Here is a 25201-nt window from a genome sequence, read left to right on the forward strand (position 1 = left end):
AGAGCATTGGAACCACCTGATCCCATCCCGAACTCAGCAGTGAAACGATGCATCGCCGATGGTAGTGTGGGGTTTCCCCATGTGAGAGTAGGTCATCGTCAAGATTAAATTCCAGAGCCCCTGTTTGTTAACGCAAACAGGGGTTTTGTTTATGTAGAAGTCCACGAATTTCACCGGCACGTTGCAAGCGCAACGCACTGGTACACAGAATTTCTTGACGACCATAGAGCATTGGAACCACCTGATCCCATCCCGAACTCAGCAGTGAAACGATGCATCGCCGATGGTAGTGTGGGGTTTCCCCATGTGAGAGTAGGTCATCGTCAAGATCAAATTCCGAAACCCCTGTCTGCTAACGCAGACAGGGGTTTTGTCGTTTTGGAGGACTGTTGCCGACTGAGAGAAATCCTCCCGAGCCGGCCACATCAGATCCCCCTGCACCCTGCCCACAAAAAAGCCAGTGCCTGAAAGAAGACACTGGCTTGTCAGAAACGCTAACAGATCAGAATTGATAGCTTACCGTCGCACTGACATTACGCTCTTCGCCCAAATAGCAGAAGTTCAGGCTGGCACAGGACGCTACATAGGTCTCATTGGTCAGGTTGTTCGCGTTCAACCGTACATCTACGCCTTTGAGTCCGACCTTGCCCAAGTCATACCCTAAGGATGCGTCGAATAAGGTGTAGGCGGGTACCTTCATTGTGTTCTCCGCGTCTGCCCAGCTGTAGCCGACGTACCGAACCCCGCCGCCAAGTCGCAAGCCGTCAAAGGCGCCGCTATCAAACATGTAGTCCGCCCACACCGATGCCATATGGCGAGGTGCCTGCGTGGGGGAGTTGCCTTTGTTCTCAATCAAGTTGTCGGCTGAGCTCAGCGTACTGACCATCGATTTTGAATATTTAATATCGGTAAAGGTATAGCTGCCCAAGATCTTCAGGTTATCGGTCAGTTGCATATGTGCTTCCAACTCCAATCCCTGCGAGCGAACCGCACCTACTGCGCGATAGAAGTTTTCTTGAGGAAGCTTTGTCGCCAGGTTCTCCTGGTCAATGCGAAACCAGGAAGCTGTAAACAGGTTATCCGTCCCCGGCGGCTGATACTTCAAGCCCGCTTCCCACTGCGTTCCATTGGTGGGTGCCAGCGGGTTGCCGGCGTTGTCTGAATAGGAGTTCGGGTTGAACGACTCTGAATAGCTGACATAGGGTGCCAAGCCATTATCAAACAGATACAGCGCACCGGCTCGCCCAGTCAGTTTGGTACGTTTGTCAGAAATTTCCGTGCCCAGCGGTCGCCCCGCTTCAGCGATACGGTTCTCGTCGGACGTCTCTACCCAGTCCTGACGCAGCCCTAGAGAGAACCGCCATTTATCCATCTCGATCAGGTCTTGTAGATAAACGCCAGTTTGCTCAAGGCGACGCAGATAGCTGGTCAGGCTGGCATTGCTGATAGCAGTGTTGCCATAGACCGGGTTGAATGCGTTGATTGGCTGCAGTGACCCGCTCGTCCAGTCCACCACCGTTTTACGTCGCTGATAATCAGCCCCCATCAGCACGGTATGGTGAGTGGTACCGGTAAAAAACTCCGCCTGCAGCATGTTGTCGATGATGAACGCATGCAGCTTCTCATCACCTCCCGAATAATAGCGATTCAACTCGTTACTGGTCGGTGTGGTCCAGCCATAGGCGTACACCTGATCCAATTGCACCTTGGAGTCGAGATAGCGCAAGTTCTGTCGCGCAGTAAACACGTCGTTGAATCGATGCTCGAACTGATAACCGAACGACTGCTGATCACGTTTGTAGCCATCTACTCCAGGTTCACCTTCGAAGAAGTGGCTGGAGATGCGCTGGCCATTACGCTGATGCAATGCGCCGTCTGCCGGCATACCGCCGTGATAGCCGCCATCAGGATCATGCTGCAGGTACGCCTGGAGTGTCAGCGAGGTGTCTTCGGTAAAGTCGATGCTGAGTGTCGGCGCCAAGGCTAAGCGCTTTTCTTTGGCGTGGTCGAACTGCGTATCAGACTTGTCCGCTAAACCGGTAAGCCGATAGGCGATGCGCTTGTCGTCATCCACGGGTCCACTGAAGTCAAAACCCATGCCCTGCTGACCGTGACTGCCTGCCGTTGCTTGAACCTGATGGTAGGGCTCCAGCAATGGCTTCTTGCTGGTCAGCGCGACCAGGCCGCCGGGCGAGCTACGTCCATAGAGGACAGAGGAAGGCCCCTTCAGAATGTCTACGCGCTCGAGAAAATACGGATCAACCTGCATGGTGCTATAGGTGCCGCTATCCCCCATGGACTTCAAACCATCAAGGTAGATGTTGTCCACAGAACCATCATTAAAACCGCGCATTGCCACGTAGTCATAACGATGGGTCGCGCCATAGGGGTTGGTCAGTACACCAGGGGTGTAACGCAGGGCTTGTGCGACGGTTTGGGAGCCTTGGTCGTCCATCTGCTCGCGCGTCACCACGGAAACGGTTTGCGACGTCTCCAGCAATGCGGCGCTGGTCTTGGTTGCGATTTGGCTATGCGTCGCGTTGTAGCCTTCCATGCTGCCTAAGGCATTACCCAGGGCGAAGCCTTTGATATCCGTGGTGGGCAGCGTCAAGGTGCTGCTCTGCGTCTGGGTCTCCAGCACAAAGCTGACACCCTCTTGCGATACCGCCTGCAAGCCAGAGCCGGTGAGCAGATGATTTAACCCCTGCTCGGCTGAATACTCGCCATGCAGCCCGGCTGATTGCCGGCCTTGGGTTTGCCCAGGCGTGCTGGAGAGGGTAATGCCTGCCTGACGGGCGAATTGATTGAGCACCTCGCCCAGGGCGCCGGCAGGCAGGTCGTAGCGCTGGTTAACCTGCTCGATGTTTGCATGCGCAGCCATGCCGGCGATTGGACCCGCGCCCATGCCCATCGCGGTTGACAGCAATACCGCACGGATGGATTTAGCCAAAAGGGGGTAGGAAGAGCACGGTGAGTTGCCGGGAAAACGCGCTGTCATGATCAAGATCCGTGGAGGCCGGTGAGGGCTGATTGAAGGGCTTACTGTCTAAGCCGGTCTCACGGAAAAAACCGCCAAAAAAATTTCATATAAAGCATAAAAGATCAGGCTGAACGTTCCAGGCTTACCCACCAACGCGTGCGGTAGCGCACTTCAACAGGCAGCGTCTGTGCAACGATCGCCAACAATTTATCCGTGTCCTCCAGCCGGAAAACCCCTGACAACCGCAAGTCGCTGGCTTCTGCCGAACAACCCAGATAACCAGGTCGATAGCGCCCCACCTCCGACAGGAAGGCAGCCAGGCGCATGTTCCGTGTCACGATCAGCCCATCGACCCAGGCGCCCATGTCCATATCCAGCGGCGGTGCCAGCGTGGCATGTGTGTGATGTACGAGGTAGCTCTCTCCTGCGTGGACTTGAGTCGACAGTCCGTCTGCCGAGTGTGGTGAGTGAATGGCCACGTTGCCACTGACCACACTCAAGCGGGTGCAATCGCTGTCTTGGCGCACGGCAAAGCGCCCGTCGATACCTTCGAACAAGCCGTGCCGAGTTTGAACCAGCAGTGGCGCCGAAGAAGGCGCGCCGCACGTCACCAGGATTTCCCCGCGAACCAGCGTGATCAGACGCTGCTGCGCGTTGAAATCCAGGTCCACGGCGCTGTCGGTGTTGAGTTGCAAACGAGCGCCATCCGGCAATTGCACGCTGCGCCGTTCCCCGGTGGCGGTCGCAAGGTCGGACGTCCAGCGCTGCCAGCCGGTGAGGTCGCGGCTTAACCAGGCTGCGGAGCCCACCAACATGACGCCAGACAACATCTTCAGTGCCTGCCGCCGGCCCACGCCTTGCGAAACGTTTTCCAAGGCGACGCGCGCGCCGGGGATCGCGGCCATCTGGCTGCTCAATTCCTGCTGCAGTGCCTGTACCCGCTGCCAGGCCAATTCATGGTCGTCATGCGCTTCGCGCCAGCGCACACATTGTGCATGCAAGCGCACGTTGGCCCGGTTATTACGCAGGCGCAGTGCCCAAGCGATGGCCTGCTTGACCACCTGAGGATCTGGTCCGGAGCGCGCGGCATTATCCATCGTAGTCACGCCCCATAACGCAGTACGTAACAGTGATACAGCGCCTGCGCGACATACCGTTCCACTGTTCGCAACGACACCCCCATCTGCAGCGCGATCTGCTTGTGCGCCAACCCATCACACTGAGCCAGTAGAAACGCCTTACGTACTTTCGGCTTCAATCCGTCCAGCAGGCGGGCGATTTCCTCCAGCAGTTCCAACACCAATATCCGCGTTTCTGCGCTGGGGACCAACGCCTCAGGGAGATGGGCAATGGACTCGAGGTAGGCGCGCTGGATGTCTTCACGCCGCCAATGATCAATCACCAGGTCGCTGGCAATGGTTCGCAGAAAGGCACGAGGGGCTTTGAGTTCCAGGCGTTCGGTTTTTTGCAGCAAGCGCACGAACGTGTCCTGACCAGGTCCGCTGCATCCGCCGCATTGCCCAGGCGGCTGCGCAGCCACCGGTTGAGCCAGCTGTGATGGGTGCTGTAAAGCGTCTGCACAACACGTTCACAAGGGATGTACTCAGTAGTCGGCATTCACACAGGCTCGGCCAAACGTCACAAATGATAATTAGTCGCATTGTCTGGGAGGCTGAAAAATTTTGCAACGCCGACGCCTACCGATCTACCGTCGGTCGGTTTCCTACTCAAAATCAGGATGCTTCTCACAAATTTCTAAGATTTATCCTGGCCTGGCCGAAAGCCTGACGAGCCATGCGTGCACCGAAATAGAGCGGTCGCAGAGTCCGCCTATCCCGTTACATGGAATGTTCCACTCGGCACGCTCATCCCCCTTTGGCAAAAGAAGTCGATGAAATGAATCTTAAGTTCAGTCATAAAATTCTGCTGGCCGCATCAGGCGTCGTGGTTCTCGCGTTCGCGTTATTCACGCTTTACAACGACTACCTGCAGCGCAGCACTATCAAGCAAAACCTGGAGTCGTCTATCCAGCAATCAGGCGAACTCACGGCCAGCAGTGTGCAGAACTGGCTCAGTGGCCGCATTCTGGTACTCGAAAGCCTGGCGCAAAACGTTGCCCATCAGGGCAGCCAGGCCGATCTTCCTGGCTTGGTTGATCAGCCAGCGTTCACCTCGAACTTCCAGTTCACCTACGTCGGGCAAACCAACGGGGTGTTCACCCAGCGTCCTGATGCGAAGATGCCTGACGATTACGACCCGCGTCAGCGCCCTTGGTACAAGCAGGCGGTGGCTGCCGATAAAACCATGCTGACTCCGCCTTACATGGCCGCAGTCGGCGGGCAGATCGTAACCATTGCTCTGCCCGTCAAAAAGAACGGTGAGCTGTTGGGTGTGGTCGGCGGTGACCTGAGCCTGCAAACCCTGGTGAAGATCATCAACTCGGTAGACTTCGGTGGGATCGGCCATGCGTTCCTGGTCAGCGCCGATGGCCAGGTCATCGTCAGTCCTGACCAGGACCATGTGATGAAAAACCTCAAGGACATCTACCCAGGTACCAACCTGCGTATCGAAAAGGTCAGCCAGGACGTTGTTCTCAATGGCCAGGATCGCATTCTTTCGTTCACGCCAATCAGCGGTTTACCCGGTGCAGATTGGTACATCGGTCTGTCGATCGACAAAGACAAAGCCTACGCGCCACTTGGCAAGTTCCGTACTTCGGCATTGATCGCCATGTTGATTGCCGTCGTCGCCATTGCCGTGTTGTTGAGCCTGTTGATCCAAGTACTGCTGCGCCCGCTGACCACCATGGGTGTGGCCATGCAGGACATTGCCCAGGGTGAGGGCGATTTGACTCGCCGCCTGGACGTGACCAGCAAGGACGAGTTTGGCGAGGTGGGCAGCGCTTTCAACCAGTTCGTCGAGCGTATCCACGCCTCTATTTCCGAGGTGTCTTCGGCAACGCGTCAAGTGCATGACCTGTCCCAACGCGTGATGGCGTCGTCCAACGCCTCGATCATCGGCTCGGACGAGCAAAGCGCGCGCACCAACAGCGTGGCCGCGGCGATCAACGAGCTGGGTGCCGCTACCCAGGAAATCGCGCGTAACGCAGCTGATGCTTCGCAGCACGCCAGTGGTGCCAGTGAACAAGCAGACGACGGGCGCAAGGTGGTGGAGAAAACCATCCTGGCGATGTCGGAACTGTCGCAGAAGATCAGCCTGTCCTGCACTCAGATCGAAACCCTGAACGCCAGCACCGACAACATTGGCCACATCCTTGATGTGATCAAAGGCATCTCCCAGCAAACCAACTTGTTGGCGCTCAATGCCGCGATCGAGGCCGCGCGTGCCGGGGAAGCCGGGCGTGGGTTTGCCGTGGTTGCCGATGAAGTGCGTAACCTCGCTCACCGTACCCAGGAGTCCGCCGAAGAGATTCATAAGATGATCACGTCGCTGCAAGTGGGCTCGCGTGAGGCCGTGACCACCATGAACGCCAGTCAGACCTCCAGCGAGGAGAGCGTTGAAGTGGCCAACCAGGCCGGCGAGCGCCTGGTCAGCGTGACGCAGCGAATCGTCGAGATTGATGGCATGAACCAGTCGGTCGCGGCGGCTACCGAGGAGCAGACCGCTGTGGTTGAAACCCTCAATGTCGACATCAACCAGATCAACCTGCTGAATCAGCAGGGTGTGGCCAACCTCAACGAAACGCTGAAGGACTGCGATGCGCTGTCTCAGCAAGCGAGCCGCCTGAAGCAACTGGTCGACAGCTTCAAAATCTGACCGGGCTCATGCAGGAGCGAGGCGTCTCGCTCCTGCTGATCAGCTGAACATCTGGCGTACATTCTCCAGGGCCGTGTCGGCGAAGGTCTGCACAAACTGTTCAAACGCCGCCTGGGTGGTATCGACCGGCTCACCCATGAGCGTCCAGGTTGCCCGCGAACATCCTGTGCCAAGCGCTTCCACCTGCATGGCAGCCCACAGCCGGGCGACGCCCAAGGTGTTGTAGAGTGTGGTCCAGGTCATGTACATGGCGTCGTCGTCGCGGCTGTTGAGTTGCTCTACGACGCAATGGCCATCGTGGAAATGTTTGGTGCGCAAGGCGCCTATGCCTGTGCCCGTCATTTCGATGTGCGAGAGAGCCGGAACGAAGGCATCAAAGCCTGCAAAATTGCCCACCACTCGCCACAGATCAGCGGCCTCGCACGCGACGTCAACAGACGCCACCACCGGTGTGCCGTTCGGGTTGCGAATTAATGTATCGGGTTGCAGCAGATTCATGGAAATGTCCTGAACGGTCAGAGAAAGCCGATGGCCTTGAGGTGGTCGCAGCCTCTGCGCAACAGCGCCGGGTCTTTGTACGGGTACTGCTCGCCCATCGCCTCCACACCCTGGCGTGCGTTCTCGTGACAAATCATCGTGATGTCGCTGATGTCTTCTGCGAGGTTATCCAGGTAGAAGCCCAGCACGCCAAACAGCGCGTTATCAGGGCCTACCGTTCGCAGCTCGGTCTGCCACTGCGCAACGCTCACCCGCTCGAAGCAGTGGCCCGCCTGACTGAATGCATCAAGGTAGTGATCCCAGCTCAAAGGCTGTGGGTTGTGCAGGTTGAATACGTTTCGGCTTGCAACGAAGCGGCCGCAGTGGAACGCAACAAAACGGGCAAAGAAGTCCACCGGCATCAGGTCGAAGTTCACCTGCAGGCGGGGCGCCAGGCCCAATTGCAACGAACCCTTGAGCATCATCATCAGGCGGTTGTTGTGCGGCTTGCAGACGCCGTTGCGGCTATTGAAAGCGATGTTTCCCGGGCGATAGATGTTCACCCATGCGCCTTGCTCGGCTGCACGCCGCAGCAAGCGTTCGGCGACCCACTTGGAGAGGTTGTAGCCATTCTTGAGGTAGAGCGGCAACGTGGTTGCAGCCGGCGTTTCGAGGATGTTTCCCTGGGCGTCGACACTGCTGCAGGCCGACAGGGTCGAGATGAAATTGAAGACTTTCTTGCAGTGGGTTTCACACAGGCGCAGGCACTCACGTATCGGTTCGACGTTGTCCTGGGCCAGTGAGGCGTAATCCATCACATGATTGACCCGCGCGGCGTTGTGCACCAAGACCCCGTGGTTTCGGGCGAGGTGCTCATAAACATCGCTAGCCAAGCCCAGCCGGGGCAAGCCCATATCGGCGGCGTATACCTGCACCCGGCTCAGGTCCAGATGTTGCAGCCGGTACTCGCGCAATGCCTGGGTAAACCGCGTCATCGCCGACTGCCCCGGCTGTTCACGCACCAGGCATGCCACCTCCTGGGCACCGCCAGCCAACAAGGCTTCGACGAGGTGCACGCCGACAAAACTGTTGGCGCCCGTGACAATCACCTTGCGCGGATCGCCAGCGCGGTCCTCATGCAGCGTTTCTATATTCAGCGTTTGCGACGCATCCTTTTCCACCTGGCCTGACGGTGCATGCGGCAGTGCCCCGTCTTCCATCAGCACGCAGAGCGTACGAATTGTCGGCGCTTCAAAGAAACTGCTCAGTGAAAGGCTACGGCCAAACGCTTTGCGCAGACGCAGCAGCAGGGTAGACAGCAGAATGGAATGGCCGCCCAGGTTGAAAAACCCATCGTCGATGGAAATGTCGCCATCCGGCACCGCCAACAACTCGCTCCACAGCGCTACCAGCCGCATTTGCAGAGGCGTTTGTGCGGCATTGCACTCGTTGCGGGGAGTGGCGTGTTTCGGTATCGCCAGCAAGGCCTGACGGTCGATCTTGCCGTGGTGAGTGCGTGGCAGAGTGGGTAATTCTGTCCACACCTCGGGCTGCATGTAGGTCGCCAGCCATTGCCGCGCATGGTGCTTGAGGCCTGCCATGCTGGCGCCTGGTTCAGGTTGGGCGGCAAAGCTCAGGATCCTGCGGTCAGGATCAATCAGCACAGCCACTTGGCGAAACAGCCGACTGCTGCGCAGGCATTGCTCAATCTCCTGGGGCTCGACCCGAAAGCCGCGGATCTTCACCTGATCATCCCGCCGACCGCCCAGTTCGATACCGTCGGCCGTCCATTTCGCCCGGTCGCCACTGCGGTATGCCCTCACTGATCGGCCGTCCGGCTGTGTCAGCTCAACAAACGGGCTGTCGACCCCCTGCGGCGCGCTCACATACCCAAGGCCCAGGCCAGGGCCGACGATATACAGATCGCCCATCACCTGTTCATCCACCGGGTGCAGGTCGTCGTCGAGGATCAGCACCTGGCTGTTGGCAATGGGGCGCCCAAGATTGCGTGTGCTGTCACCGGGCTGGAAGGTTCGGTGGGTGACCAGTACCGTCGTCTCGGTAGGGCCGTAGAAATTGTGCAGGTGGCATTTGCTCGCCAGGCACTCGATCACAAGCGGCTCGCAGGCATCACCGCCGGTCATCAAGTGAGTCAAACCCAAGGGCTGATCCAGCGGCAGAATGCTCAGCAGCGCCGGCGGCAGAAACGCGTGGCTGATGCCCTGTTGGCGAATCAGCTCGACCAGTTGCTGAGGATCGTGCCGTTGGCCCTCGCTCGGGACGACCAACTCGGCGCCGGCTATCAGGGCGGGGAAGATGTCGATCAGCGATGAGTCAAAACTCAGCGGCGAAAACTGCAGCACGCGGCTGTGCTCGTCCAACGACATACAGGCGCCTAGCCAGGCGGTGAAATGTGCAAGGTTGCGTTGGCTGAGCAACACGCCTTTCGGTTGGCCGGTGGTGCCTGAGGTGAAAAGCGCCACGCAGGGTGCCTCGCTGCTGGGACGATGCTGCATCAGCGGGCGTGTGATGTCGGCACAGGTCGGGTCGACAGTGCTGAGATTCAGGGTAACGAAATCGTCGCGCAAAGGGTGCTGACCCTCTACCACCAACACCCTGGCGTTGCTGCTTTGCAGCATGGCGCGCTGGCGTTGCGGCGGATGATCGGGTGCCAGTGGCAGGTACACCGCGCCGCAACCCAGCACCGCCAGAATGCTGGCATACAGATCAACGGATTTTTCCAGGCACACGCCGATCACCGCTGGCGTCTGCGCGTGCTGCAGCAGGAGACTCAGGCTTTGCTGGATCGACACGGCGCGATGCAGTAATTGACGGTAGGTCAGCACGCTGCCCGCGATGTTCAGCGCCGGTCGTTCAGCAAAGGAATGAAGACTGGCCTGTAACCGCTCGATCATTGGCACCTGTGCAGCCTGTAACAGTGCCGGCTGCGAAGTACGGTTGAATCGATGCAGGAACGCCAACCCTTCAAGCCCATGAAGGCCTTGCTCAGGCCAGGCATTAGCGACGGTTGTCGCCGAAAAAAACGTAGGGTCTCGCGAGAATTGACTGACCAGCGAGGCTACCCATTCCACCAGGGCATTCGTCGCTTGGCGGCGCAATCGCTCGCCGTTGCCGCTGGGTTCTTCGGTGATGCCGCATATCGCCAGTACGCGGCGGGTTTGGTCATAGCAGCGCAATTGCACCGCAGGAAGCCCATGTTCAGACACCGGGCCAATACCCAGTCGCAGGCTGATCCGCTGGGTATTATCGGCAGGCACGCGCAGCGGTTGGCTGCCGTCTTCAATCATGACGTCGAGGTTCTCCGTCGCGGTGACGTGCCCATACTGCTCCAGCGTTTGCCTGATCGCTTCCAAGGCTTTGCTGGTGCCGCTCCATCCCATGTTCAAGCGCCTCATGGCTGCCTCCCCGATTCGGGTAAATAGGTGCTCAGGGCCAGGGCGACGCTCGGGGTGTTCAGCACACCGCTGTGGTGCAGAAAACCCATGATATTGCCAAGCAGCGGGTGCTGGCGGGTGATGGGAAAGTGCAGCGCTGCGACTTCGTCTTGTAGCGCACGGCGAACGTCGGCGCTGACGTCCAGGTGTTCGATCAACTGCAGATCGAAAGCTTTCTGCAGGTCGTTGGTCAGGTAATGCGTCAAGAAGGCCGGCAGGGTGGCCGCGATGCTGTCGCGGTCGGCCGGGTTTGCCGACTGCCAGTAGATACGCACCAGGTGGGTCCAGAACTGTGCATGGCGGCCTTCATCGAACAAGTGGTCGGCCATCAAGCCGCGTATGGACGGTTTGACGCTGTCATCCTTGGCAAACGCCGCGACGTCATGGGTGATGGTGTTCTCGGCGATGGCCACGCCAATCAACTCCACGGCGTCACGCAGGTGCGGCGGCGCCAATGCCTGCGCGGCGGGCAAGGCATGGCTCAGCTCGATTTGGCCGGGCAAGTCGAGCGGTTGCAGGCCCGTCATGTTCACGGTTTGTTGCAGGAAATCCAGCGCGACCAGCGCGTGGTAATCCTCATCGACCACGACAGTCATTGCGTCGTAGCGACAGGCGAGGGGGAAGGACAGTGAGAAGCGATTCTTGGCAATGCTGCGAGCGGTCTTGTCGACGATCTCGGTTTCGAAGATCACCACGTCATTGAGGAATTTGTAGAAGCTTTGCACCAGCACGAAGTCGCGCCACTGCGAGCAATGCTCAAGGAAGGTCGCGCTCAGCACCAGTGGCTGGCGGCTCGCGGGGTAGATGAGTCTGTCGTCGTTTTCCAGCATGCGCCGCGGACGTGTGCGCAGGGTTGCACGGCGTTCCCAGTCGTCGGCGAAGGAGCGATAGTCGGCGGCGTTCATGGCCGCGTCTCTTGCAGCGAGGCGCGCACGTCGTCCCAGAAGCGGAGGCGGCTGTGCACCGCGCCCAGAGCTATCTCATCGGCCTGGCGTTGGCGAGTCGGGTCTGTACCGATCAGGCGCTGGAGCAGCGCCTCTGCGGCGGGCCCGTGCCCTTGCGTGTCCAGTTCGATGTGACGGTTCAAGTAGTAGCAGAAGGTCGGCGCCTGGCGGCCCTTGAATACATCGCCGCGCAGAATGCACGCGAACATGGAGGGAATGACACTCTCGCGTCCATGCAGGAAGGCGGACGCTACGCCGTGGGTGGGCGCGTTCAAGGCGATCTGCAACGTGCTTTCGACAAAGCGGGCTACGCCTGGCGGCGCATCGACCTGATGCAAGGCTGTGCTGGCTTCGGTCCCCTGACGCTGCAGCTCAATGAAGCGCCGGACGACGCGGGTGTCAGCGCCTACTTCGGCCATCGCTTGCAGGTACAGGTCGAAGTGGCTGCAATGGCCCTGTGCGGGATGTTCATCGGACTCTTCGCCGAGCACGATTTCATTGATGAGGCGCGTCGCTTGCGGGTCGAGGGGCGGCAGCCAGGGTAACTGCGTGCAGCTCAGGTCCTGCTGCAAGCGTTTGGTCAGGCTCATAAAATCCCAAACGGCAAATACATGGTGTTGCATGAAACGCTGTAACTTGGTCAGTGAAGTTATTTCTTTAAATAACGGATGGCGGCACAGCTGCAGTTTCTTTTGTTCAAGTAAGTGTTGATGCATGGTTGATGCCTATAAGTTATTGCGCTGCTCTGAAAACAGGATGGTATTTACAATTGGACGTGCAGGCGTGGCGCATAGCCAGGCCCCGCGCGCAGCGAGAACGAGACTAAGCTGCTCTGCAAAATAAAATGGTTGTTGCATTAGGTCGCGATAGTAAGCTGATTAAACGGTGGGGCGAGATGATGAAAGTATTAGATATTTTTTCGAGATACAGTGTGTTGTAAGTAACTTGCTTGAATCGAAGTGGGACGTTTCTTTAAGTTAGCCAGGCACCAACAAATATGCGATGTATACCGTGGGGGGCCTTCCGCACAGAAAGGGGCCTTCACCGTATAAGGATCCACAACGAGCGCGGTAAAACTTACTGCGTGTCGGGTGTTGCGGCGGCTTCAAGACCGCTGAGGTAGGTAGAGATGACCTCCATGCCGCGCATCAGGTGGTTGCGCAACGTCAGGATGCTCTCGTCGGTTTTCTTCTGGGCCACCAGGCTCAGCAGTTCACGGTGATCTTCCTGGGACGTCTCGCCCAGCCCCATCGCTTCGAGGTTGAAGCGCAGAAAGCGTTCTTCCTCATTCAAGCCGTGTTCAACCAACTTGAGCAAACGCTGGTTGGGTGCCTTGCTATAAAGCGCCATGTGAAACAGACGATTGAGACGGCCGATCTCGGCGTAGTCTTTCTCCTGCTCCAGCGCTTTGATCAAGGCGTCGGCTTGGGCAATGTCGGCGTCGGTGAGCAACGGGATCGACAGGCGCAGCGCTTCGGATTCCAGCAGCATGCGCAGGGCATAGGTTTCAGCCGAATTGTCTTCGATCAACGGTGCAACCACGGCGCCCTTGTGAGTCACCACATGCAGCAAAGACTGGGCTTCCAGCTGGCGCAAAGCTTCGCGCACGGGCATGCGGCTGACACCGAACAGGCTGGCGAGCTCTTGCTGGCGCATCGCGGTGCCACAGGGCAGTCGACCGTCGAGAATGGCATTGCGCAAGGTTTCTTCAATAACGGCGCGAGCAAGGTGGGCGGGAATAGGCCCGCTGATTTTGATGCTGCTTAAAGGGTTCGGCTTCTGCGTCACGGTTACGCTATCCTCCTTATTGTTGAATGGAGTGTGTTTAATTGGATCCAATGCACACTAAAGATGGCCCACACGCTTGTCAAACAGCCAAAGTTTCCGTTTGTAAGGGCTTACAAGCTGTACTTTGTGCATCCCACAGCGGCGGGTCATGAACTTCGCCCACGCATGAATGATTGCACTGTGCCATTGTTTTTTGTGGGTTGAGGCTTCACCATCCTTTGAAATTCCGTCTCTCTCCACGGACTGAACGCCTTGGCGGTAAGTTTTATTCCCTCTCGAATCCTCAGCTGGCTATTTTCAGCGATTCTGTTGGCTGGCTTGATGCTCGGCGGGCTGCATGCCGATTGGGATTTCTCTCAGATCAGCCGCAAAGCCACCGCCTTGTACGGGCCGCTGGGTGAGGGCCAGCAGCGAATTGACGCCTGGCAGCGGTTGCTGGCGACCCAAAAGCAAGTCGACGAGCAGGAGCAGCTCAAGGTCGTCAATCTGTTCTTCAACAAACAAATGACGTACGTGGAAGACATCGACCTGTGGCACGTGGTCGATTATTGGGAGACGCCCATCGAAGCCCTGTGGAAAGGTGCCGGAGATTGTGAAGACTACGCAATCGCCAAGTATTTCAGCCTGCGTCACCTGGGCGTTTCCAGCGACAAATTGCGCATTACCTACGTCAAGGCCTTGCGGCAGAATCGCGCGCACATGGTGCTGACTTATTATTCGACCCCCAACGCCATCCCGCTGGTGCTCGATAGCCTGATGGACGAGATCCTGCCGGCCACTCGCCGTACCGACCTGATTCCCGTGTATTCCTTCAACGCCGAGGGTTTGTACCTGCCCGGCGCCAAGGGCAACACGAAAGTCGGTGATACCAAACGCTTGTCGCGCTGGCAGGATGTGTTGAGAAAAATGCGTGCCGAAGGCTTCCCGGCCGAGCCTGCCAACTAGGAGTAACTGATCGGATGTCTCTGTTCAAACAACTATTGATCGCAATCTGTCTGTTCCTCGTGGTCGCCTTCAGTGGCAGCTTCATGGTCAGCCTGGAAAGCTCGCGCACCCAATACGTCAACCAGCTTCGCTCCCACGCGCAGGATGCGGCGACGGCACTGGCGTTGTCGCTGACGCCCAATATCGACGACCCGGCCATGGTCGAACTGCTGGTCAGCTCAATCTTCGACAGCGGCTATTACGCGAGCATCCGCGTGGTGGACCTGGCCACGGATAAAACCATCGTCGAGCGCAGCGGCATTCCCGACAACAACGGTGTGCCCAACTGGTTCGTGAAATTGATCGGCCTGGAGCCGGCGGGTGGCGATGCGCTGGTCAATCGCGGCTGGGAGCAGGCGGCGCGCGTGGAGGTGGTCAGTCACCCGATGTTCGCCCTGGCCAAACTCTGGCAGAGCGCCCTGGGCAGCCTCGGCTGGCTGTTGCTGTGCGGCGCGGTCAGTGCGGTGCTTGGCGCGTTATTGCTGCGCCGGCAGTTGAAGCCATTGGACTACATGGTCAAGCAGTCCCACGCCATTGCCCGCCGCGAGTTCCTCAGCTTGCCCGACCTGCCGCGCACGCCGGAACTGCGCCGCGTGGTGCAGGCCATGAACCAGATGGTGGAAAAGCTCAAGGCGCTGTTCCAGGAGCAGGCCGAGCGCAGCGAAAAACTGCGCATCGAGTCCTATCAAGACAACCTCACCGGCCTCGCCAACCGGCGTTATTTCGAAATGCAGCTCAACGCCCGCGTGAGTCACCCGGAAGAGACCAGCTCCGGCTATCTGCTGCTGCTGCGGGTCAAGGACCTGGCCGGTCTCAACCAGCGCCTCGGTGGCCAGCGTACCGACCAATTGCTGCAAGCGGTCGGCGAACAGCTGCTGCGCGAGTGCGAGCCGTACCCGGAAACCCACAACCTCGTCACCCGTATCCGCGGCGGTGAGTTTGCGGTGCTGGCGCCGGGGCTGGTGCGTGAAGAAGCGCTGCAACTGGCGCAGAACCTTGAGACCACGTTGCTCAGCCTGCAGGCCACTGGCGCCAGTGATGTCACGCCGGTTGCCTATATCGGCCTGGCACCTTTTAACCATGGCGATTCGCCTCAAGCCCTGTTGACCCTGGCTGACCAAGCCCTGGCCCAGGCCGAAGGGCAGGGCGACACCACCTGGGTGTGCCTCGACCATAGCGCCGCCGCCAGCGTCGGCGACGATCACCATGCGTGGCACACACTGCTCGACCAGGCCTTGACCCAGCAGCGTTTCCAGCTGTACTTCCAACCGGTCGTTGCCAGCCAGGACCCGCAGCTGGTCTTGCACTACAAAGTGCTGTCGCGCTTGCAGGATGAAGACGGCCACACGATACCTGCCGGACGTTTCCTGCCGTGGCTCGAGCGCTTCGGCTGGACGGCGCGCCTGGACCGCTTGATGCTTGAGCAGGTACTCAAGCAAATGGCCGGCCACAGCCATAGCCTGGCGCTGAACCTGTCTGCCGCGACCTTGCAGGATGCTCAGGCGCTGAATCGGATTTTTGAGCTGCTGCGCCAGCACAGCAACCTGGGCCCGCGCCTGACCCTGGAAATCGGTGAAGAACAATTGCCGGAGCAGGCGCTGCTGGAGCAGTTGACCCAGCGCCTGCGCGAGCTGGGCTTCTCTCTGAGCCTGCAGCGCTTTGGTGGGCGTTTCAGCATGATCGGCAACCTTGCACGGCTGGGCCTGGCGTACCTGAAAATCGACGGCAGCTACATCCGCGCCATCGATCAGGAAAGCGACAAACGCCTGTTTATCGAGGCGATCCAGCGTGCGGCCCACAGCATCGACTTGCCATTGATTGCCGAGCGTGTGGAAACCGAGGGTGAGCTGAAGGTGATTCGCGAAATGGGGATTTTCGGTGTGCAGGGCCAGCTGTTCGGTGAACCGGCGCCCTGGAAATAATCCAAACCTAACGGGGCACTCGCTTGTGTGGGAGCTGGCTTGCCTGCGATAGCATCACTTCGGTCCGCCTGATACACCGAGGTGCCTGCATCGCAGGCAAGCCAGCTCCCACACAAGCCTGCCTCGATTTAGATTCGGTGTGCCTAACTAAATCAGATCAAACCAGTCTCTTCATCATTGATCAGGTGGCTCAACCCGCCCAACGCTTCCCGCGCGTGGGTACGGTCCATCAGCTTGGCCTGCGCCGCCGGTGGCAGGTCTGTCACGCTGATCACGCCCTTGCGCGTCAGCACCTGAATCAAGTCGTCCAGCACCCGAATCATCTCCAGGTCGCTTTGCTTGAGCTGCGCCAGGCTTGTTTCCACCACTTCGTTGGCGTACCAGGCCTGGATCTCATGGTGATCGGCTGGCAGGGTTTCAGTTGATTCGGCAAAGGCGGCGGCCTCCACGCGACTCAGTGCACCCTGTGCATCACGTTGCACGTAAAACATAAGAAACCCTCGAAAATGAGCCACACGCGTTCACCAGCATAGGTCAATGGTGTGTTTATGAGCGCGAGTATGCGATGCAACCGCCCGTGAGGGCCAGTAACGCATCAGCCAAATAAATCGGCCGCCCGAGTGGGCGGCCGGTTCATCGCGTCTTAGGCGGTGTGATCGATCTTGATGGTCGGGTCGGCACCACTGATCAGCGAGTTGATGCTGGTGTGAGACCAATCGTTGCCTTCCAGCTTGATCGTCACATCGGCATTGGCCACGCCGCCCGCTGCGTTGAGCTTGCCTTCACTGCTGATTTGCAGGGTCGACACGCCGTCTACCGTGGTGATCTTGAGGTAGTTGTCGATGGTGCTGTCCGTCTCACCCTTCAACAGATCCTTGAGATCGATCCGGTCACCTTCCGAGGCTTTAAAGTCCTTGATCACATCGTTGCCCAGGTCACCCGCTTTCCACACGAAGGTGTCGGCACCCGAACCACCGATCAGGATGTCGTTGCCCGGACCACCGATCAAGGTGTCGTCACCGGTGCCGCCCAGCAAGATGTCATTGCCTTTGCCGCCGTCCAGGTAGTCATTGCCGCCCTGGCCGAACAGGATGTCATCACCCGCGCCGCCCAGCAGCGTGTCGTTGCCGTCCTTGGCGCCGGACACATCGAAGTCCGCGTAATGCTCGGTGACGTACTGGTGCACGTTCGAGGTGGTCACTGCCGTGACCGCCACGCCGGTCTTCTGTGCAACAAAGGCCTGCAGTGCGTTGTAACCCTCACCGGTAATACCGCTGAAGCTCACCAGGTCGCCGAAGATGATGTCGTTGCCGTCGCCACCGCTGATGGTGTCGTTACCCGGCAGCGTTGCTTCGGTGTGGCCGAGAATTGCGTTGGCCAGGTCTTTCGGGTCGATGTTGCTTTGCGGCTTGCCATCGCTGTCGTACGGCTTCAGGTCGCTGAGGGTGACGTCGCTGTTGATGCCGATGGCTTCCACTTGCGACAACCCGCCCAGCAAGGCAAAGGCGCTTTTGGCGTTGCTCAGCGTCGCCGAGTCGGTGCTGCTGCCGGTACCGCTCAGGTTGGACAGCTCGTAGGTGCCGTCACCTTGGGCGTGCAGGGTGCCCAGGTTATTAACCACCCAGCGCGAGCCATTCCAGGTTTGCAACTGGGCCGCACCCGAGGAGTCGACACTGAAGTAGTGGGTGTTATCCAGGTATTTGCTGAACGTCGTGCCCAGTGTGTAGTTGGACGTGGTCACCAAGTCGTCGAGTTTCACGTTGTAAATCGTCGGGTTGGTCTGCTCGCCGCTCTGGTAATAGGTCGGCTTGCCGTCGGTGATGAAGTAGGTCAAGTTGGTGGCACCGCTGTTGCCGGTAGCCAGGCCGCTCTGGAAGAAGTTGGCCGTGGTCTTGAACACGTCTTCATAGTTGGTACCGCCGCCCGACGCCATCGAGTCCAGCACTGCCTTGAGCAACGTCAGGGCGTTTGGATCGTTGAGGTTGATGGCGACCGACTTGTTCACCTGGGTATCGAAATCCGCCAGGAAGATATTCACAGTCCCCGACGTGTTGGCGCCCAGGCTGTCTTTGAGCGAGTTGAACACCGAGGTCAACGAAGCCTTTGCCGCGTTGATCGACGCGGTGCTCATGCTGCCGGAACTGTCCACCATAAACGCGATGTTGTAGTTCTTGCCCTGCACCACGTTCAGGCCGCCGATATCGGCCACGACGATGTCGTTGCCATCGGTGCCGGTAATCGCGTCACTGCCCGAGGTGCCCGTGATCGCGCTGTAGGTGGCCGGGTACACCGTCACCGGCAATTGCGCGGTGGTGATGGCCGAACCGCCGAGGCTTTCGGTGGACGTCGAGGTGACGGTCAGGTTGAACTGGCCGCTGTAGTAGGTCGGCGGCTTGATGGTCAGGGTGCTCAGGTCCCAGCCGGTGACGTTGACTTCGCCCACGGTTTTGGTCGCGGTGAAGGTGTGCCCGGACGCGTCGGTTAGCACCGAGCCTGCCGGTACGCCACTGATCTTCACGCTCAGGGTTTCCGAACCGTCGGTATCGGTCAGCGCGGTGGTGACCTTGGACAGCTTCACGGTGCCGTTTTCCTGGCCTTCGTTGAGCTTGTAGCCCACGTAGTAACCGTCACCGTTGCTGCCATGCAGGTCGGACACGGTCACGCCGGCGTTGGTCAGGTCAGTGATGCCGGTGTACAACGCCGCGCCGCTGGTGCTCAGGTCTGTGGCCGCTGCGCCGTTGATCGACAGGTTGACGTCATAGCTGCCCGGGCCGGACTGGTTGGCGTGGTAAATCTCGATGCTGTAGTAGCCGCTGACGGTCGGGGTGATCGAGCCGCTGAACTTGCCACTGTTGGTGCCCCATTGCGCGCTGGCCACGTCTTTGCCGCCGACGTTGATCACCAGGCTGTCATCGCCGGTGCCGCTGAAGGTGTAGGACTTGCCGGCTTCCATGTACATCAGGCCGGAGATCTTCGAGCCTGCACCCGCCGCCACGTTGGCGGTGGATTCGACGTTGGTCACAACCCCACTGCTGTTGGGCGTGCCAGCGTTATCAATGGCGTTTTTCAGGTCGGCCGGGGCCGCGCCGTTACCGTTGGTGCCGATGCCGGCGATGCTGTTCCAGCTTTGTTTGAGCAAGCCCACCGAATTGACGTTGTTGTCAGCCACATTCAGGGTCGGTGCGTCGGCGACCGGTGTGATATCGACTTTCACCGTGGCGCTGGTGCCCAGGTCCTTGCCGTCGGTAGGCTGGAACTTGAACTGCGCGTAATCGGCCTGCTTGTTGCCAATACCGGTGCCGCCATAACCGTCGGTGCCGGACTCGTTGGCGTTGGGCATAAAGCGCAACTGGCCGCCGTCGATCTGCGCCTTGGTGAAGGTCTGGCCGGCGGTCACGTTGGTCCAGGTGGCGCCATCTGCCGCCAGGTATTGCAGCTTGCCGGCCACCGGCAGGTCGGTGATCTTCACGCCAAGGCTGGCTTGTGGCGAGTCCACATCGGTCACGCCGAAGTTGGCCCAGGTCAGCGCCAGCGGCGTGTCTTCGGTGCCGGTCACGGCGCTGCCGGTTGCCACTGGCGCATCGTTGACCGCCACTACGTTGACCGTGGCGGTAGCGACGTTGGAGTAATTGCCGCCATCGGTCACGGTCACGGTGATGGTCCGCGGCGTGGTGCTCGGGTCGTGGCTGTTGTTGGTGAACGTGATGTTCTTGATCTGCTGCATGTAGTCAGCCAGCGACGCCGTACCGGTCAGGGTCAGCGTGATCTTGCCGGTGGCAGGGTCTGTGGTCGGGGTCACAGTGATGCCGGTAACGCCTGTGTAGTTCAGCGAATCGCCCTGCTGAGTGTTGGTCAAGACCACCGTGGCGCCGGTCAGTTGAGTGCTGTCCGGATCGGTAATCTTGATGTCAGTGTCAGCAATCGACACGCCCGTGCCGCCTTCGGTGAACGAGGTCTTGTAGTCGGCACCGGTGGCGCCGCTGGAGTTGTTGGCATCCAGGTCGATGACCGGCGGCGCGTCGTTGTCGATGATGTTGGTGCTGACGCTGCCATTGCCGACCACCAGGTTTTCGAAGTTGCCGCCGGTGGTTTTATCGATGGTGATGACGATCGTTTCTGTCGGCTCGGTGATCTTGTCGTCGATCGTGCCGATGGTGAACGGCACGCTGCTGGCGCCAGCCGGGATCTTCACGGTGTACACGCCAGTGAAATCCGAGCCATCGGTGGCGGTGCCGCTGTACTTGAGCGTCACGGTCACATCGGTTTGCGCCGGGTTGCTCAGGGTCAGGGTGTAGTTCGCCGTGCCGCCTTCAGTCACCGACGCGTCGCCGGTAATGCTGATGGTGGTGTTGTTGATCACATCCGTCACCTTGGTGGTCACGGTGCTGCCGTCGACGATCAGATGCTCGTACTTGTCGCCGCCGCTGACCACGCCGGTGATCTTGGCAGTCACGTCGTTGGCGCCCACGTACGCATCGTTAGGCGCAGTGGTGGTCGCGGTGTTGCTGGACTGGCCGTTGCCGATGGTAATGGTCGAGCCGTTATTCAACTTCACCACCAGGTCGGAGCCGACGTTGGTTACGGCATTGCCGTTCTTGTCGACCAGGGAAGCGGTGTAAGTGATCTGGCCGCCTTCGCTGACCGAACCGTTGGCTTTGAGCGACACGGTCACGTCATCGATGGTGTCGTTGACGACGGTGGTTGCGCCGCCCGGGGTGATGGTGACGCCCTCGAAATTACCGCCGGTAGTGCCGGTGATCTTCACGGTCTGGGTGCTTTTGTCGATGAACACGTCATCGCCTGGCGCATTGACGGTCACCTGACCGACCAGGGAATCCTTGGCGATCTTGATCGTGGCGCCGTTATCCAGGGTGACCACCATGTCGCTGCCGGCCTTGTTGCTCAAGGTGGCGGTGTAGGTGATGGTGCCGCCTTCGTTGACCGCACTTGGCGCGGTCAGGGTGACGGTCGTCAGGTCGGTGGTGCCCGGTGTGTCGTATACGGTGGTGCTCACCGGATCCTTGACCGGCACCAGGTTCTCGAACTGCTCCCCACCGGTTACGCCCTTGATGGCCGCAGTCACCGTCTGGTTGCCGGCGTACACATCGTTAGGCGCGACAACGGTGGCCGTGCTGGAACTCTGGCCGTCGGCAATGCTGATGGTCTTGCCGTTATCCAGCTCGACCACCACAGTCTTGCCGACGTTATTGACGGCATGACCGTCTTTGTCGACCAGGGTGGCGGTGTAGACGATGTTGCCTTTCTCGCCGACGCTGCCGGTGGCGGTCAGGAGGATTCTCACCGTATCAATGGTGTCGTTGACCACGGTGGTGGCGCCGCCCGGCGTCACGCTGAGGTTTTCGAAATTGCCACCGGTAGTGCCGGCGATCTTGACGGTCTGGGTGCTCTTGTCGATGAACACGTCATCGCCTGGCGCATTGACGGTCACCTGGCCCACCAGGGAATCCTTGGCAATCTTGATCGTCGAGCCGTTATCCAGGGTGATCACCATGTCGCTGCCAGCCTTGTTGCTCAAGGTGGCGGTGTAGGTGATGGTGCCGCCTTCGTTGACCGCACTTGGCGCGCTCAGGGTCACGGTGGTGGTGTCGATCGAGTCGGTGATGCTCGTCACTGCGGGGGCCGGATTCGCCGCCAGGTTCTCAAAATTACCGCCGGTTGCCTTGGTGATCGTCGTGCTGACAGTCGACGCGTTGTTGTAAACGTCGTTCGGCGGCGTTTGGAACACGACCGTGCCCGAAGACTTGCCCGCTTCGATGTTGATCGTCTGGCCGTTGCTCAGCGTGACCGCCACAGCGGTTTGCGCCGGGTTGGTCAGCGTGGCGGTGTAAATAATGTTGCCGCCTTCAACGACTGAAGGGGTTGCCGTCAGGGTGACGGTAGTGGTGTCGATCGAGTCGGTGATCGTGGTGGTTGCTGGCGCTGGGTTGGTTGCCAGGTTTTCGAAGTTACCGCCAGTGGCGTTGGTGATCGTCGTGTTGACGGTCGAACCGTTGTTATAGACGTCGTTGGCCGGGGTGTGGAACACCACCGAGCCCGAGGACTTGCCGGCTTCGATGTTGATCGTCTGGCCGTTGCTCAGCGTTACGGTTACCGCGGTTTGCGCTGGATTTGTCAGCGTGGCGGTGTAAGTGATATTGCCGCCTTCAACGACCGATGGATCCGCCGTCAGGGTAACGGTAGTGGTGTCGATCGAGTCAGTGATGGTGGTGGTCGCTGGCGCTGGGTTGGTTGCCAGGTTTTCGAAGTTACCGCCGGTAGCGTTGGTGATCGTCGTGTTGACGGTCGAGCCGTTGTTATAGACGTCGTTGGCTGGGGTATGGAACACGACCGAGCCCGAGGACTTGCCGGCTTCGATGTTGATCGTCTGGCCGTTGCTCAGCGTGACCGTCACGGCGGTTTGCGCCGGGTTAGTCAGCGTAGCGGTGTAAGTAATGTTGCCGCCTTCAACGACCGAAGGATCCGCCGTCAGGGTGACGGTAGTGGTGTCGATCGAGTCGGTGATCGTGGTGGTGGCTGGCGCTGGGTTGGTTGCCAGGTTCTCGAAGTTGCCACCGGTAGCGTTGGTGATCGTCGTGTTGACGGTCGAACCGTTGTTGTAGACGTCGTTGGCCGGCGTTTCAAACACCACCGAGCCAGCAGATTTACCCGCTTCGATAACGATGGTCTGGCCATTCGAAAGCGTCACAGTCACCGCAGTTTGCGCCGGGTTAGTCAGCGTAGCGGTGTAAGTAATGTTGCCGCCTTCAACGACCGATGGATCCGCCGTCAGGGTAACGGTAGTGGTGTCGATCGAGTCGGTGATCGTGGTGGTTGCTGGCGCTGGGTTGGTTGCGAGGTTTTCGAAGTTACCGCCAGTGGCGTTGGTGATCGTCGTATTGACGGTCGAACCGTTGTTGTAGACGTCGTTGGCCGGGGTGTGGAACACCACTGAGCCTGAGGACTTGCCGGCTTCGATGTTGATCGTCTGGCCGTTGCTCAGCGTGACCGTCACGGCGGTTTGCGCCGGGTTAGTCAGCGTAGCGGTGTAAGTAATGTTGCCGCCTTCAACGACCGAAGGATCCGCCGTCAGGGTGACGGTAGTGGTGTCGATCGAGTCGGTGATCGTGGTGGTGGCTGGCGCTGGGTTGGTTGCCAGGTTCTCGAAGTTGCCACCGGTAGCGTTGGTGATCGTCGTGTTGACGGTCGAACCGTTGTTGTAGACGTCGTTGGCCGGCGTTTCAAACACCACCGAGCCAGCAGATTTACCCGCTTCGATAACGATGGTCTGGCCATTCGAAAGCGTCACAGTCACCGCAGTTTGCGCCGGGTTAGTCAGCGTAGCGGTGTAAGTAATGTTGCCGCCTTCAACGACCGATGGATCCGCCGTCAGAGTGACAGTGGTGGTGTCGATCGAGTCGGTGATCGTGGTGACGGCTGGGGCGGTACCTGGAACCAGGTTCTCAAAGTTACCGCCAGTTGCACCGGTAATAGTGGTGCTGACAGTCGAACCATTGTTGTAAACGTCGTTGGCTGGAGTTTCGAAAACTACAGTTCCGCTGGATTTTCCAGCTTCGATGTTGATCGTCTGGCCGTTGCTCAACGTGACGGTCACGGCGGTTTGCGCCGGATTGGTCAACGTCGCGGTGTAAGTGATGTTGCCGCCTTCAACGACCGATGGATCCGCCGTCAGAGTGACAGTGGTGGTATCGATAGAGTCGGTGATGGTGGTGGTCGCTGGCGTAGGGTTGGTCGCCAGATTCTCGAAGTTACCGCCAGTGGCGTTGGTGATCGTCGTGTTGACGGTCGAACCGTTGTTATAGACGTCGTTGGCTGGGGTTTCGAAAACCACCGAGCCCGCAGATTTACCCGCTTCGATGACGATGGTCTGACCATTCGAAAGCGTCACAGTCACCGCAGTTTGCGCCGGGTTAGTCAGCGTAGCGGTGTAAGTAATGTTGCCGCCTTCAACGACTGATGGATCTGCCGTCAGAGTGACGGTGGTGGTGTCGATCGAATCAGTGATCGTGGTGACGGCTGGGGCAGTACCTGGAACCAGGTTCTCAAAGTTACCGCCAGTTGCACCGGTAATAGTGGTGCTGACAGTCGAACCATTGTTGTAAACGTCGTTGGCCGGAGTTTCGAAAACTACAGTTCCGCTGGACTTGCCCGCTTCGATATTGATCGTCTGACCGTTGCTCAAGGTAACCGTCACAGCGGTTTGTGCTGGGTTGGTCAGCGTGGCGGTGTAAGTGATGTTGCCGCCTTCAACGACCGATGGATCTGCCGTCAGAGTGACGGTGGTGGTGTCGATCGAATCGGTAATCGTGGTGGTCGCTGGCGCTGGGTTGGTTGCCAGGTTCTCGAAGTTACCGCCAGTGGCGTTGGTGATCGTCGTATTGACGGTCGAACCGTTGTTGTAGACATCGTTGGCCGGAGTTTCAAACACCACCGAACCGGCAGATTTCCCGGCTTCGATGACGATGGTCTGGCCATTCGAAAGCGTCACAGTCACCGCAGTTTGCGCCGGGTTAGTCAGCGTAGCGGTGTAAGTGATATTGCCGCCTTCAACGACCGAAGGATCCGCCGTCAGAGTGACAGTGGTGGTATCGATAGAGTCGGTGATGGTGGTGGTCGCTGGCGTAGGGTTGGTTGCCAGGTTTTCGAAATTACCGCCAGTGGCGTTGGTGATCGTTGTGTTGACGGTCGAACCGTTGTTGTAGACATCGTTAGCCGGGGTTTCGAAAACTACACTTCCGCTGGACTTGCCCGCTTCGATGTTGATCGTCTGACCGTTGCTCAAGGTAACCGTCACAGCGGTTTGTGCTGGGTTGGTCAGCGTGGCGGTGTAAGTGATGTTGCCGCCTTCAACGACCG

At 59.0% G+C, this 25201-nt stretch carries 12 protein-coding genes, 2 rRNA genes and 1 pseudogene; 5 read left to right on the top strand and 10 right to left on the bottom strand.

Going from position 1 to position 25201, the window contains the following annotated elements; all coding sequences use genetic code 11:
• Both rrf (AACW30_RS21700) and rrf (AACW30_RS21705) read left to right on the top strand, forming a co-directional pair.
• Positions 1 to 104, top strand: a 5S ribosomal RNA gene (rrf, locus tag AACW30_RS21700); the annotation flags it as partial.
• A gap of 109 nt (positions 105 to 213) precedes the next feature.
• Positions 214 to 329 (top strand): 5S ribosomal RNA (gene rrf, locus AACW30_RS21705).
• A gap of 173 nt (positions 330 to 502) precedes the next feature.
• Here rrf (AACW30_RS21705) and AACW30_RS21710 read toward each other — a convergent pair.
• From AACW30_RS21710 to AACW30_RS21720, 3 genes and pseudogenes are all read right to left on the bottom strand, one after another.
• Entirely contained in the window at positions 503 to 2998 is a 2496-nt protein-coding gene (locus AACW30_RS21710) for a TonB-dependent siderophore receptor (protein WP_200625732.1), read from the bottom strand.
• Between the two features lie 104 nt (positions 2999 to 3102).
• Positions 3103 to 4077, bottom strand: a complete 975-nt coding sequence (locus AACW30_RS21715) for a FecR domain-containing protein (RefSeq protein ID WP_179610095.1) — start codon at positions 4075 to 4077, stop codon at positions 3103 to 3105.
• Positions 4078 to 4082: 5 nt separating this feature from the next.
• Positions 4083 to 4597: pseudogene (locus AACW30_RS21720) on the bottom strand (sigma-70 family RNA polymerase sigma factor).
• Between the two features lie 279 nt (positions 4598 to 4876).
• Between AACW30_RS21720 and AACW30_RS21725 the strand changes: the two are divergent.
• A complete protein-coding gene (locus AACW30_RS21725; protein ID WP_200625733.1) occupies positions 4877 to 6757 on the top strand; it encodes a methyl-accepting chemotaxis protein in 1881 nt (626 codons plus the stop codon).
• A gap of 39 nt (positions 6758 to 6796) precedes the next feature.
• Here AACW30_RS21725 and AACW30_RS21730 read toward each other — a convergent pair whose 3' ends face one another.
• From AACW30_RS21730 to AACW30_RS21750, 5 genes are all read right to left on the bottom strand, one after another.
• Positions 6797 to 7255, bottom strand: a complete 459-nt coding sequence (locus tag AACW30_RS21730; RefSeq protein ID WP_106580713.1) for an SRPBCC family protein — start codon at positions 7253 to 7255, stop codon at positions 6797 to 6799.
• 17 nt (positions 7256 to 7272) lie between these two features.
• Complete coding sequence (locus AACW30_RS21735; protein WP_200625734.1) at positions 7273 to 10650, bottom strand: amino acid adenylation domain-containing protein; 3378 nt, start codon at positions 10648 to 10650, stop codon at positions 7273 to 7275.
• Positions 10647 to 11594, bottom strand: a complete 948-nt coding sequence (locus AACW30_RS21740; protein WP_124416115.1) for a diiron oxygenase — start codon at positions 11592 to 11594, stop codon at positions 10647 to 10649. Before AACW30_RS21740 ends, AACW30_RS21735 begins: the two co-directional genes overlap by 4 nt.
• Positions 11591 to 12349: a DUF3050 domain-containing protein gene (locus AACW30_RS21745; RefSeq protein WP_200625735.1), complete on the bottom strand. Its 759-nt coding sequence runs from the start codon at positions 12347 to 12349 to the stop codon at positions 11591 to 11593. The genes AACW30_RS21740 and AACW30_RS21745 overlap by 4 nt, the downstream gene beginning before the upstream one ends.
• A gap of 361 nt (positions 12350 to 12710) precedes the next feature.
• Complete coding sequence (locus AACW30_RS21750) at positions 12711 to 13421, bottom strand: GntR family transcriptional regulator (RefSeq protein WP_106580709.1); 711 nt, start codon at positions 13419 to 13421, stop codon at positions 12711 to 12713.
• Positions 13422 to 13673: 252 nt separating this feature from the next.
• Between AACW30_RS21750 and lapG the strand changes: the two genes are divergently transcribed.
• Together lapG and lapD are read left to right on the top strand one after the other, a co-directional pair.
• The gene (gene lapG / locus AACW30_RS21755) at positions 13674 to 14366 is read left to right on the top strand and encodes a cysteine protease LapG (protein ID WP_106580708.1); all 693 of its coding nucleotides are present in this window, start codon (positions 13674 to 13676) and stop codon (positions 14364 to 14366) included.
• Between the two features lie 14 nt (positions 14367 to 14380).
• Positions 14381 to 16327 carry a cyclic di-GMP receptor LapD gene (gene lapD / locus AACW30_RS21760; protein ID WP_106580707.1) on the top strand — a complete coding sequence of 649 codons (1947 nt, stop codon included), beginning with the start codon at positions 14381 to 14383 and terminating at the stop codon, positions 16325 to 16327.
• 152 nt (positions 16328 to 16479) lie between these two features.
• On the opposite strand, the gene AACW30_RS21765 is transcribed toward lapD, so the two are convergent.
• Entirely contained in the window at positions 16480 to 16818 is a 339-nt protein-coding gene (locus tag AACW30_RS21765) for a hypothetical protein (protein WP_016968775.1), read from the bottom strand.
• Positions 16819 to 16970: 152 nt separating this feature from the next.
• Positions 16971 to 25201 (bottom strand): immunoglobulin-like domain-containing protein (locus AACW30_RS21770; protein ID WP_267911457.1); only part of this gene is annotated, 8231 nt, incomplete at its 5' end.

It is taken from the genome of Pseudomonas sp. MF6747, assembly GCF_963890955.1.
Lineage (GTDB): Bacteria > Pseudomonadota > Gammaproteobacteria > Pseudomonadales > Pseudomonadaceae > Aquipseudomonas.